The 13,191-nt window shown below is 64.2% G+C and carries 8 protein-coding genes; 4 read left to right on the top strand and 4 right to left on the bottom strand.

Features of this window, described 5'->3' with window-relative positions:
* Nucleotides 1–14: 14 nt before the first annotated feature.
* Entirely contained in the window at nucleotides 15–815 is an 801-nt protein-coding gene (locus ACERK3_04445; protein ID MFA9477540.1) for a hypothetical protein, read from the bottom strand.
* 146 nt (nucleotides 816–961) lie between these two features.
* Between ACERK3_04445 and ACERK3_04440 the strand changes: the two genes are divergently transcribed.
* Both ACERK3_04440 and ACERK3_04435 read left to right on the top strand, forming a co-directional pair.
* Complete coding sequence (locus tag ACERK3_04440) at nucleotides 962–2,440, top strand: glycoside hydrolase family 88 protein (GenBank protein MFA9477539.1); 1,479 nt, start codon at nucleotides 962–964, stop codon at nucleotides 2,438–2,440.
* A 203-nt stretch (nucleotides 2,441–2,643) separates the two neighbouring features.
* Nucleotides 2,644–5,562, top strand: coding sequence for a hypothetical protein (locus ACERK3_04435; protein MFA9477538.1), 2,919 nt, complete (start codon nucleotides 2,644–2,646; stop codon nucleotides 5,560–5,562).
* A gap of 274 nt (nucleotides 5,563–5,836) precedes the next feature.
* Here the strand turns inward: ACERK3_04435 and pgk are convergent, their stop codons facing one another.
* Nucleotides 5,837–7,039 (bottom strand): phosphoglycerate kinase, encoded by a 1,203-nt coding sequence (pgk, locus tag ACERK3_04430; protein ID MFA9477537.1) that lies wholly within the window; start codon nucleotides 7,037–7,039, stop codon nucleotides 5,837–5,839.
* Between the two features lie 545 nt (nucleotides 7,040–7,584).
* Here pgk and ACERK3_04425 point away from each other — a divergent pair.
* Entirely contained in the window at nucleotides 7,585–10,107 is a 2,523-nt protein-coding gene (locus ACERK3_04425) for an ATP-dependent Clp protease ATP-binding subunit (GenBank protein ID MFA9477536.1), read from the top strand.
* 180 nt (nucleotides 10,108–10,287) lie between these two features.
* Nucleotides 10,288–11,223 carry an HDOD domain-containing protein gene (locus ACERK3_04420; protein ID MFA9477535.1) on the top strand — a complete coding sequence of 312 codons (936 nt, stop codon included), beginning with the start codon at nucleotides 10,288–10,290 and terminating at the stop codon, nucleotides 11,221–11,223.
* A gap of 243 nt (nucleotides 11,224–11,466) precedes the next feature.
* Here the strand turns inward: ACERK3_04420 and ACERK3_04415 are convergent, their stop codons facing one another.
* Nucleotides 11,467–12,630, bottom strand: coding sequence for a 5-(carboxyamino)imidazole ribonucleotide synthase (locus ACERK3_04415; GenBank protein ID MFA9477534.1), 1,164 nt, complete (start codon nucleotides 12,628–12,630; stop codon nucleotides 11,467–11,469).
* Complete coding sequence (gene purE / locus ACERK3_04410) at nucleotides 12,627–13,124, bottom strand: 5-(carboxyamino)imidazole ribonucleotide mutase (protein ID MFA9477533.1); 498 nt, start codon at nucleotides 13,122–13,124, stop codon at nucleotides 12,627–12,629. The genes ACERK3_04415 and purE overlap by 4 nt, the downstream gene beginning before the upstream one ends.
* Nucleotides 13,125–13,191: the final 67 nt, after the last annotated feature.

Genomic DNA, 13,191 nt, shown 5'->3' with positions numbered 1-13,191 from the left:
AGCCTGGCTGCCAATCAAAACCGCAGGTCAATTGAGAATCGGCTGCCGCCACGATGACGGTGGTGGTGACGATGGTGAAATCGCAACGGCGGGCTGCAATAGCGCGGCGAGCCGAGGTGCACGCCGATGCTCGTGCCGAAGCGATGGCGATGCCGTGAGCTGTAGTGGTAGTGATACCCCACGCTCACCGGCCAGTCGTACCAGTGGGGGCCGCGGTCGTAGCGATAGTGACGATGACTGCGATAGCCATACGTCGGCCCGCTGTAGTAGCCGACCGATCCGGAAACGCGCGAGCGCGGCGTGTGTCGATACCCCGCATACGCCTCGCGCTGCACATGCCCGCGTCGGCTCGCCTCACGCACCGACGCCTCTGCCCGCGCCCGGGCGCTCGACCGATGCGCCGCCTGCGTCACCGTCACCGGCTCATACGAATCATGATGTGCCCGCTGGTATCGGCTCGATAGATCACGCGTCGCGGTGCGTTCCGCTTCGTCAACGCGACGACCATCAGCCGTGCGCGTCGTCCGTTGCACACGCCTCGGCTCACGATCGACACGCTGCGGCGGTGCGACACTCACCCGCTCGCGGCCGTTCACCTCGTACGCATACGCTCGGCGATTCGTCCGCTCGTCACGTATCACCCGCACCTCGCTCGCCTGCCGCTGCGCAGCCGGGTTGAGTGCCTCGGTCGCCCGCAGCTGCGTTCGCTCGCGATCCGCCCGCTCATCAGCAACCGCCGCCGCCGGCAGCAGCAGCAACACACATAACCCGGTCAACCAGACCCCCACCGGCCAATGCAGCGTTCGTCGGCTCATGGCAAGCTCCTTCCCGCGAACGGCGTCAATGCTCTATCAAATATAACGCCCTTTATTATCTGCATATTTCACACACAGATCAATGATCTTCGCCCCATTCTTCGATCGCCAATCAACGGTCCGCCATCTTCAATTATCATGACGGCATGACCTCCACACCCGACCTCAGCAGCACGTTACACGCCAGGTACCTCCGCCCCGAACTGGTGCACGCCCCCTCCGTTGCCATGGACCCGCCGCAGCGGCGAATCCCCTTCGGCTGGGGCGCGTTCGCCGTACGACCCGACGAACTCGGCGACCCGGCTCGCCTGGCCTGGCCCACCACTGCCTCACTCCACTGCCCCGCCCGCCTGCGCGTCACCATCGCCAGCGATGACCGCGAACCAAAACAGCTCCGGTTCGCCCTGGCAGGCAGTAACCGCACGCTTGGCAAGCTCGACATCCGCTACGGCGTGGTGCTTCAACCCTTCGAACTGCCCCTCGCCGCCACCGATGTTGACGCCGCGATCGAGCAGGGCATCACCCTCTCGCTCACCGAGGGCACGACACCGCTCTGGCTGTTCTACGACCCCGAGCCCTGCGGCCGAGGCCACGAAGCCCTCCTCCCACACCTGCTGCCCGAAACCGAACCGCACGCCAACCCGCTCGACGCCTTCTACGATTGCTTCACCTCGCTGGCCAGCCTCCAGCAGTTCGGCTGGATGCAGGGCTGCGTCTTCGATGGCCTCGACGACCTCGCAAACCATTCATCCGATCCCACCATCGCTCGCCATGCACGCGAAACACTGCTCACGCAACTCGCAATGTTCTTCCCCGGCGACCGCATGGTCTACGAAAACCCGCAAGGCCTTGCCAGCGACAAGCCGTTCCATAATGTCGAGGCCACGCTCGTCGTCGTCGCCCTCGCCCGCCATCGGCCAGAGCACCCCGCCATCGAAGACGCGCTTCGCTTCTGGCGCGAACACGCCGGCGACGATGATCTCGTCGGCGCCGGCCATGCCACCGCCGAGGGCAGCCTGACCGTCGGCTACCCGCTCAGCGTGCTCGCCCGCCTGCGACAGGACCGCGAACTCGCCCGCTTCGCCGTGGCCCAACTGCTCGGCCGACAGCGCCGCCTCCGCGTCGGCGAAGACCTCTACCTCCGACACACACTTGAAACCAACACCCACACCTACCGCAACTGGGCACGCGGCGCGGCCTGGCATATGCTCGGCATCACCCGGTCCATCATCGAGCTGAAAGACTGGTCACCCCCCGGCTCGCTCGACAAGCTCATAGCCGAAGCTCGAAGCCTCTACCGCTGGGCCATCGACCACCAGCGCGACGACGGCGTATGGAACTGCTATCTGCACGATCCCGAAACCCAGGCCGAGACCTCAGGCTCCGCCGGCATCGCCGCCGCCCTCGCCCTTGCCCACCGCCACGGCTTCGCGCCCGACGACGCTCTGCCCGCCGCCCAACGTGCCTTCGTCCAACTTCAACAGTACCTCACCCCCGATGGCCTGCTCACAGGCGTCTCGCAATCCAACAAAAAAGAAGGCGGCGAGGCCCTCCAACGCAGCGGCTACCGCACAATCAGTCAAACCGGCATGGGCCTGTTTGCTCAACTCGCCGCCGCGCTGTGACGGGCAATGATCACCGCCCAGCAAACACTATCTCATTAAGATGCGAAACATGGTGTAGCCGGGTAAAATAATACAGTGCCTTGATATCACGGCTCGTTTTCACCTTTCCGGGCATCCCGACTGCCGTCAGAGTGCGGTGGCCTGTTTTTCAAAAATTTGAGGGGATTGCACTTTTGGAGGCAGTTTTGAAGATGACCAGCCAAATGATCCGTCTGATTGCGTCAGTAGCCTCGCCCATGCGGGTTGGCTTGCGGCCACGGATCGCTTTCGCCGATCGGCCAGCATCGGCAACCGCTCGGCTGGTCATTGCCCTCGCGGCGATGCTCGCGTGGGCCCTGCCCTTCTCCGTTCAAGCAGACGAACCAAGTGACGCCTCCGAGCCGACCTTCGAGCTTGATGCCGAGCCCTTGCTTCAACACGCCGGCGTACTGCCCGACCGCATCAACACCGCCGCATGGTTGGTCGAGCCCAACGTCGGCCGACGTCTACTCGCGCTGCCCCTGATCATCACGCCCTCCGACGACGAGGCCGAGCTTGGCACGTCGCCGTCGCTCTCGGTCCGTGGCGGCCGCTTTCTCATGTGGATGATCGAGCCTGTCGACGCCGCCGACGAAAGCCGGCGCGGCCGCGGCGCTGGTCGCAATCAAATGGTGGACATGCCCGACGGCTACGGCTACGACGCTCCCCAGCCCGCCCGCCAACAACGCCAGCGCGGCGCCCGAGACCAGGGCGACGACCAACTGCCCCCCGGTGCGCCACGCTTCGCCCGCCGCGTCACCATCCAACCCGACGGTCGTGTGCAGTGGCGACTCGAACGCTCCCTGCCTAACGCTGTGCTCCAGGATAGCCAGGAGCTTTACATTCTTCGCATCCGCCCCGATCGCCTTCGCGAGATGCAGCCCGACCGCCCCGGCCGTATGGAAGCCGGCGGCAACGTCAACCGCGCCGAGCTCGCCCAACGCCGACGCGAAGCCCAGCGAACCTTCCTCGAAGAACAGCGGGCCTTCAATCAACTGCGCACCGAAGTTATGAACCTGCCCGACGAGTTCGAGCTTGAAGGCCCGGCTCGCGTCTGGGCCATCTACGAAATCGCCGACACCACCCGCGAGATCAACATCACCGGCGATCAGCCCTCGCTCCCCTGGGCCATCGGCCTGAGCGACCTCGAAGCCCTGCGCAGCTTTGCCGGCGCGGGCGGACGGCGCGGCGGCACGGAGCGGTCGATGATCGAACCGCTCCACCGCATCGTCGAATCGGACCATCCGCTGAGCAGTCGACTCGTCGCATACGCCGTCGTCAATGCCGGCGTCATCAACGATATCGAACCGCACGATGCGATGTACAACCTCTTCCAGACTCTGCTCAGCAGCGACGACCAGATCACCCGGCGGACCGTGCTTACCGCGCTGATCGAATCGCCCCGGCCCGGCTCGGGCGCGCTGTCGCTGATGCGCCACGCCTCCGCACAGGCCGACCCGGAAATGAAGCTGATGTCGCTGCGCGGCATTCTCCAGGGCGACCTCCGCGACACCAACCGCCTGAGCCAGATGGTCGAGGCGACCAACGAAGTGCTCGCCGACCGCGATGGCCCCGACCCGGCGCTCGTGCTCGCGGAACTGATCGAAGCGGTGAGCGATCAGCGAGAGGAAGCGATCGTTTATGTTTCGTCAAATCTTTCGTTCGATCGGCTGTCATCTGACCGTTTGACCTCGGCCGTGCGTTACATCGTCACCTCCGCCGGCGAGCATCCGCTTGCCGCGGGTTGGCTCGATCGACAACTGCTCGGCAATGCCAACCCCAACATCGTGGAGCAGACGCTCGAAGTCATCGCCGCCGCCGCGACGGGCGCGCCATGGGTTCGTGAGGCCGCCGAGCGTGGTATCGCCGCGCTGTTCGGCCCGCCGGACGTCGAACAGGCGGAGACCGAGACGATCGACCTGACCCGCCGTATTCCGATTCACAACGCCAACCACGCGATGTTCCGCTCGTTAAACAGCGGCCACGAACGCGTGCGTGCCCTCGCCTGGCAGTCGCTGGGCAACTTCGAATTCGCCGGCGATGACCGCCGCGGCCGCTTTCGCCCGGCGCAGCGCGGCAGCGATGATCGTGACGCCCCCTCACCCTACAGCGAGCTGGTCGACGCCGCCCTCAGCCAGTCGCCCACCCCGCCGCAAGCCGTCACGTTTCTCCAACGTCAGCCAGATGGCCAGCGCGCCGCCGCCGCCATGCTCCGTTTGCTCGTCGAAGCCGACGAAGCCGCCGCGTCACAAGCCGCACGGGCCCTGGTCGGCTCAAACTGGCCGCTGGGCGAAACGCTCGCGAGCATGTCCGCCGACGAACGCGTGCAAGTGGGGCAATTGATCTACGAACACGCCGTCGGCCAGGCATCCATCGTTGCCGGCCTGCTCGCGATGGACAGCAGCGGCCGAGGCCGCAACAACCTGCCCCAGTGGTTCGGCCAACGCGTCGCAGAGGGCTCCCCACCCATGCCCGGCGAGTGGACCGAGCCGTTTCGCAATGAAGATGACCTGCTCGAACTGGCGATTTCATCCGACTCGAATCTCGCGGCCGGCGCGGTTGCGGCACTGGTCTACGCCGCCGGCGGCGACGACATTGCCGTGCAGGAACAGGTCGATCGCTTCGGCGAAATGAGCGACGCCGGGCGAACCGAGTTGCAGTCCGCATGGGACTCGGCCCGCCAGGACATCTACGCCCGCCGCCTCGCCGAGTCCGAAGGCAGCTACCGCGTGGTCGCCCTCATACACGCACGCGGCAGCCGCAACGACTACGACGTGATGTCGCCCGACGGACGACCGACGCAAAGCGATCGCGAGCCCGTCGCCCGCCTCACGCTCGGCGTCGTCGATCTTCAAGCCGACGGCCGATCGATCTCGCTGAGCAACGACATCGTCCCCGTCACACTCGCCGATCGCGAGCTGGCCATCCGCATCGAACGCGTACACGCCCTGCAAGGCTTCCGCGACGAGTCGCTCGCCGAGTTGTCACTGGAAAACGTCCGCGAACCGCTCGACCTCGCCCCCCAGCCTGACGGCTCATGGGTCGGCTCGGTCACCCTCCGCGACGGCCGCCGCCTCGAACTGCGCATGGAACCGGTCGAGTAATCCGACGCTCACATGATGCTCAGACATGCATCATCAAAGCCACGGCGTGACGGGCATCATGTTGCGCAATTGATATAACCCCGCTCGTTCGGCACAGCTCGCGTCCACACTGGTGTTGCAAACTTTTCCTCATCAAGGAGCAACAGCATGAAACGCGAACGTTGGCACTGGTTGATGCGGGCAATCCACGATGCGAGCGCAGCGTTGCCAAGCCGTAGACTTCGGTGCTGAGCTGAGCTATTCCGAACTTAAAATCCAGACACCCGACGCCCGCTCACGCCTCGTCCAACAGCTCCACGCTGTTGAACTTCTTACCTTCGAGCATTTCCAGGCTCGCGCCGCCGCCCGTGCTGACATGGCTGACCTTGTCGGCCAGGCCCATGATCTCGATGGCCGCCGCCGAGTCGCCGCCGCCGATGATGCTCGTCGCGCCGTTGCTTCGCGTCGCCTCGGCGATCGCCTCCGCCACCGCTTTCGTACCCGAATCAAACGGCGGCTTCTCGAACACGCCCATCGGCCCGTTCCACACCACCGTCTTCGCATCTTTCACCACAGCGACAAACTGCTCGATCGACTTCGGCCCGATGTCCATCCCCTCGAACCCATCGGGAATATCGCCCTCGACAAACTTCGTCTGCGTCGGATTGCCAAAGTCATCCGCGCAATGCGTGTCCACCGGCAGCACGAGTTTGTCGCCGCCGGCTTCAAGCATCCGCTTCGCGTCTTCGACCTTGTCCTTCTCCACGAGGCTGTCGCCAACCTGCTTCCCACGCGCCAGCGCGAACGTGTACGCCATCGCCCCGCCGATGAGAATTTTGTCACATGTCTGGAGCAGGTTGTCGATCACCGCGATCTTGTCCGACACCTTCGCCCCACCCAGGATCGCCACGAACGGCCGTTGCGGGCTTTCGATCGCTTCCTTCAGGAACGCGATTTCCTTCTCCACCAGGTCGCCCGCCACCGCTGGCTTGCCCTGCTCCTTCATCTTCCGCGGCACGGCCACCATCGACGCGTCGTCGCGGTGACACGTACCGAACGCGTTGTTGCAATACACGTCCGCCAGCCCGGCGAGCTGGTCGGCGAATGTGGCCTCGCCCTTCTTCTCCGCCTTGTGGAAGCGGAGGTTTTCCAGCAGCAGCACATCGCCGGTGGTCGCCATGCCGTCCGCCAACTTCGTGACTTCGTCGCCCACGCAGTCCGTCGCGAACTTCACTTGTCGGCCCAGCAACTCGCCCAGCCGCTTGGCCACCGGCGCGAGGCTGAACTTCGGCTCGGCCCCTTCGCCCTTCGGCCGACCGAGGTGGCTCATCAGAATCACCGAGCCGCTGCGGTCCAGCACGCTACGGATCGACGGCAGCGCCATGCGGACCCGCCGATCATCTGTAATACGCTCCCCATCCAGCGGGACATTGAAGTCCACGCGCATCAACACCTTCTTGCCTGTCACTTCAACGTCGGTGATCGATTTCTTGGCCATAGCTTCGAACCGCTCCCTCTACGCACCGACAGCCCGGTGCGGCCCCAAAAGGCTGGTACTGAATTTAACTGAAGCCCCAATCCGTCAAGCCTGCATGATAGCGAATCCACCTACCCGCCGTCGCCTGCCGTCGACAATAGAGCCCAAGCGACTGAAGCCGCTTGGCTCCGGCGCGAACAGCAAGCCGAGTCTGCCCGTATGTCAGATCGGCGTGTTTAAAACGATGCCGCGCCGAGTTTGGCGGTCGATTCGGCAGTCTGCCGATAACATGGCGGAGCGTGCCGCTGCTGCCACGGCCTCCGCATCGTGCCACAAACCCGGCCTGAGATGGGAACAAACGCGGTTTACAGTAAGTTAGCTGAAGCAGAGACCCCGGTATGCCGACTTACAGAAGACATCGTCTCATTTTTGCTTGCTTTTCGTGCCAGAGCGGTGACTTGAGCGTAGAATCAAAACCCGCTGGCCGAAATCAAACCTGATTTCGCTCGGCGCGCTACAATAGGGTGGAGTCTCCCGATTACCACACGGAAACGAGCGACCCAACTATGTTTGAACGATTTACAGACAGAGCCCGTAAAGTCATGGCCCTGGCCAACCAGGAAGCCCAACGCTTCAACCACGAATACATCGGCACGGAGCACATCCTGCTCGGGCTGGTGAAGGAAGGGTCGGGCGTCGGCGCGAACGTTCTCAAGAACCTCGACGTGGACCTGCGAAAGGTCCGCCTCGAAGTTGAGAAGCTGGTCAAGTCCGGACCGGACATGGTCACCATGGGCAAGCTCCCGCAGACGCCGAGGGCCAAGAAGGTCATCGAGTATGCGATCGAGGAAGCCCGAAACCTCAACCACAACTACGTCGGCACGGAGCACTTGCTGCTCGGCCTGCTGCGCGAGCACGAAGGCGTCGCAGCCCAGGTGCTGATGAACCTCGGCCTCAAGCTCGAAGAGGTCCGCGAAGAGGTGCTCAACCTCCTCGGCGCGGGCGTCGACCCGGAAGAGGCTGCGGGCGCAAAAGGCGCCGGCGACGAGCCCAGCGGCTCGGCCAAGGGTGGCAAGAGCAAGACCCCCGCGTTGGACAGCTTCGGCCGAGACCTTACCGAGCTCGCCCGCGAAAGCAGCCTCGACCCGGTCATCGGCCGGGCCAACGAAATCGAGCGCCTCGTGCAGATCCTCTGCCGACGCACGAAGAACAACCCCGTGCTCCTCGGTGAAGCAGGCGTGGGCAAGACCGCCATCGTCGAAGGCCTCGCCCAGAAGATCATCGCCAACGACGTGCCCGAGCTGCTCGCCGACCGTCGCATCGTCGTGCTCGACCTCGCCATGATGGTCGCCGGCACGAAGTACCGCGGCCAGTTTGAAGAGCGCATCAAGGCCGTCATGAACGAAGTGCGTCGCGCGAAGAACGTCCTGCTGTTCATCGACGAACTGCACACGCTCGTCGGGGCCGGCGGCGCGGAAGGCGCGATCGACGCGTCCAACGTGCTCAAGCCCGCCCTCTCGCGTGGCGAGATCCAGTGCATCGGCGCGACCACGCTCGACGAGTATCGCAAGTACATCGAGAAGGACGGCGCACTCGAGCGTCGTTTCCAGACGATCATCGTCGAGCAGCCGAACAAGGAAGACACGGTCGAGATCCTCAAGGGGCTTCGCGACCGCTACGAGGCGCACCATCGCGTGCAGATCACCGACGCGGCAATCGTGCAGTCGGTGGAGCTGAGCAACCGCTACATCACGGCTCGCGTGCAGCCGGACAAGTCGATCGACGTGATTGATGAGGCCGGCGCCCGCATCCGCCTTAAGAGCATGAGCAAGCCACCAGATCTCGCGGAGATCGAGGAGCAGATCGAACGGCTGAGCATCGAGAAGGACGAGGCCGTCAAGGCCGCGGACTACGAGCGGGCCGCCGAACTGCGCGATCAGGCCGAGAGTCTCCGTCGCAAGAAGGAAACCATCCAGCGCGACTGGCGCGCCAAGGCCAAGGAGGTCGACGGCGTGGTGGACGAAGAGGTGGTCGCCGAGGTTGTCTCCAAGATGACCGGCGTGCCGCTGAAGCGTCTCGAAAAGGCCGAGACCGAGCGCCTGCTCAAACTCGAAGAAGAGCTGCACAGGAAAGTCGTCAGCCAGGACGAAGCGATCAAAGCGATCGCCAAGGCCTTGCGACGCGCCCGCTCGGGTCTGAAAGATCCGCGTCGGCCGATGGGCAGCTTCGTGTTCGTCGGGCCGTCCGGTGTCGGTAAGACGCTGCTGTCCAAGGCGCTGGCCGAGTTCATGTTCGGCAACGAAGATTCGCTCATCCGTATCGACATGAGCGAGTACATGGAGAAGCACAACGTCTCCCGCCTCATCGGCGCGCCCCCCGGCTACGTCGGCTACGAGGAAGGCGGCCAGCTCACCGAGCAGATCCGCCGACGCCCCTACGCCGTCGTGCTGCTGGACGAAATCGAGAAGGCGCACCCGGATGTGTTCAACATGCTCCTCCAGATCATGGAAGAGGGGCAGCTCACCGACTCGTTCGGCCGACACGTCGACTTCCGCAACGTCGTGATGATCATGACGAGCAACATCGGCGCGGAGCTGATCAAGAACAAGGGCGGCTTCGGCTTCGCCAAGCCCAACGAAGAAGCCGACTACGGCAAGATGAAGCAGACGCTCAACAGCGAGATCGAGCGCTACTTCCGCCCCGAGTTCATCAACCGCCTCGACGACGTGATCGTGTTCCGTCCGCTGACGCGCGACAACCTCGTCAACATCGTCGAGTACGAATTGAAGAAAGTCTTCCAGCGACTGGAAGAGCGCGACATCTCGCTCGACCTCGACCAGTCCGCCAAGGACTTCCTCATCGAAAAGGGCTACAACCCCGACTTCGGCGCTCGCCCGCTTCGGCGTGCCATCGAGCAACACGTGGAAGACCCGCTCAGCGAAGCGATTCTCCGCGAGGAGTTCAAGGCAGGCCAGGTCATCAAGATCGCCCACACCGCGGGCGAAGACAAGCTGACCCTCAACGCCAGCGAGAAGAAGTCCAAGGGCGACAAGGACAAGGTCGCCGAGGCCAGTGCCGAGAGCACCTGATCCCGCCTCAATTGACAACCCCTGCCTCCACGGGCCCGCCGGCAATTACGCTGGCGGGCCTTTTTTATGGGCCCAGCCGCCGGGTTGACCCGCAAAATTCGCCGCTCGGCATCAAGTCGCCATCTTCACCCACCGATAAATTCCGTAGTACAGCCCGAACGTCAAGCGGAGACCGTGCAGATGTCCCACGCCCCATCCAACGCCGCCGTCGGCTCCAACCAGACCGCTGGCCCCGCGTCCGCGGTCGGCAATGTCGACCAGGTCACCCGCGCCGCCATCGCCGAGATCAGTAGCATCGCCACCCTCCCTGAGGTGACGATGAAGATCATCAAGCTCGTCGAAGACCCCGACTCCACCGCCAAAGACCTTAACAACATCATCAGCAACGACCCCGCCCTTGGCGCACGCATCCTCAAGGTCGTCAATTCCGCCTTCTACGGCCTGCCGGGGCAGATCGGCTCGATCAACCGCGCAATCGTCCTGCTGGGCCTGAACGCGGTGAAAAACATCGCCATCGCCGCCAGCCTCGCCAAGCTTTTCCGAGGCGGCCGAATCGCTGCGAATTTCAACGCCCGCGACCTCTGGACCCACTGCATCGCCGTCGCCTCCGGCACGCGCCTGCTCGCCGAGCGAGCCGGGCTCGGTCTGCCCGACGAAGCGTTCCTCGCCGGGCTGATCCACGACATCGGCATCCTCGTCGAGATTCAGGCCCGTCGGCCGAAGTTCGTCGAAGCGCTCGAGTTGCAGCAGCGGACGCCCGACATGACCATGCGCGAAGCCGAGCGCCGCATCATCGGCGCCTCTCACGAAGACTTCGGCGCCGCCCTTTGCCGAACTTGGAAATTTCCCGCCAGCTTTGCGTACGTCACCGGCTTCCACCATCGCCCGAATGAGTTGGAGCCTGCCAACCGCACGCTCACCAGTCTGGTGCACATGGCGGACATCCTCGCAGCTGAGTTGGAGATGGGCTTCGTCGGCACGGTGGAAACCCGCGAAATACCGGCCAATCTTTTGACGGAGCTAAAGCTGACTGCCGCGATGATCGATGAAGTCAAAAAGGCGATGCCCGACGCGGTGCAAGAGGCCCAGGCCCTGTTCTCCGACGCCATCGCCTGACCCACGTCTGCCCTGGCTGCGAAAGCCGACCGGGGCTGATTTTCAGTGGTCGTGCCGCAAGGCATCACCGGGTTCTTTCGGGGGGCGTCGACCTCACAAGCGTCGACCCCAAAAACAGGCGTCTCTCTTTCCCTCCGGGCGGCGATTCAGGACGAATCGTCGCTCTTTTTATTTTCGCAGTAACGAGAAACTTGTTTACTTACATTGATTTGCCTGCCTTAAGGCTTTGCAAATGAGGTCTCGCTACTCCATCGGTGCTGCGGCCCAAGCGTCACGGATGGTCAGCACGCGGGCTAGCGCCTGCTCGGCCGTGTCGGCACAAGCGGTCAGGTGGCCCATCTTTCGGCCGGGGCGGGCAGCGGGTTTGCCATACAAATGCAGCACCACATCCGGGTCCGCCAGCGCCTCGCACCACGCCGGGGGGTGAGTGGCGTCGCGCCAGAGGTCGCCGAGCAGATTCGCCATCGCCGCAGCGGGGGCGATGGGGTGTGGGCTGCCCAGCGGCAAATTGCACAGCGTTCGCACCTGCTGCTCGAATTGGCTGGTGCGGTGGGCTTCGATGGTCAAGTGGCCGGAGTTGTGCGGCCGGGGCGCCAGTTCGTTGATGATCAGCTCGCCCGTGGTCGTGAGAAACATCTCGACGCAACACAGGCCGACGAGTCCAATTGCTTGCGCGACAGTTGCCGCGAGTTGTTCGGCCTGCTTCTGAGTAGCGGTCGGCAGGTCGGCGGGAAAGAGGCTGTAGTCGAGGATGTGATTGCGATGCACGTTGTGCATCGGACCATACGTCACGACCTCGCCTTGCGTGTTGCGTGCCACAATCACCGACAGTTCGGCGGTAAATCGCACCCACGCTTCGGCCACGGCTTCGGCCACAGCAAGCTCGGCCCATGCGCCGGGCGCGTCGGCTGGGTCATCAACCCTCTGCTGACCCTTGCCGTCATACCCGCCGCGGGCGCTCTTGAACACCACCGGCGTACCCAGTTCGGCTGCCGCACGCTTCGCATCCGCGCTCGAACGCACCTCGGCGTAAGGGGCCACAGGCAAGCCCTGCTTCTTCAGGAACGCTTTTTCCTTAATGCGATCCTGCGCAAGCTCAAGCACGTGCGGCTGCGGCGAAACGGGCACGTGCCGCGCCGCCTCCGCGACCGCCACCGCGGGCACGTTTTCGAACTCACACGTGATCCCTGCCACGGATCGGGCAAAACTTTCCACCGCTTTGCGGTCGTCGTACTCGGCGCGTGTATGACGCCAGGCGAGGTGCGCCGCCGGCGGATCGTCGTCCGGGGCGAACAGGTGCACACGGTAACCCAGCCGGGCAGCGGCCTGGATGAACATGCGGCCGAGTTGGCCGCCGCCGAACAGCCCCAGCACTGCGCCGGGCAGGATGGGCGGATGGTCGGTCATTCCAGGGTCTGCTCCATCACGTTGGCGGTCTGCTGCTCGCGGAAGGCTTCGAGTTTGCGTCGCAGCGCCGGCTCATGGCTGGCAAGGATCGATACGGCCAGGTAGCCAGCGTTCTTCGCACCGGCCTCGCCGATCGCCAACGTACCAACCGCCACGCCGGCAGGCATCTGCACGATCGACAGCAGCGAGTCCAACCCGCTCAGCGCCCGGCTTTGCACGGGCACGCCGAGGACGGGCACGACCGTGTGCGCCGCGAGCATGCCTGGCAGGTGCGCCGCGCCACCAGCGCCGGCGATGATCACCGCCAGGCCGCGTTCGGCGGCCGACTCGGCGTATTGCACTAGCCGATGCGGCGTGCGGTGAGCCGAGACGATCTGGCATTCGTGGGGCACGTCGAAGGCGGCAAGCACGTCGCGGGCATGCTGCATGGTGGCCCAGTCGGACTTACTGCCCATCACGACGCCGACTCGCGGGGCGGTTGCAGATTGTTCCATAGGGAGGCTCCAGGGGGGCCGGATGGCCGACACTTGCGAATCGCAATTAGCGATGTATGATTCGTGA

The sequence above is a fragment of the Phycisphaerales bacterium AB-hyl4 genome (assembly GCA_041821185.1).
Classification (GTDB): domain Bacteria; phylum Planctomycetota; class Phycisphaerae; order Phycisphaerales; family Phycisphaeraceae; genus Natronomicrosphaera; species Natronomicrosphaera hydrolytica.
The sequence above is the reverse complement of the archived record's forward strand: the minus strand, read 5'-3'. Positions and strand labels throughout refer to the sequence as shown.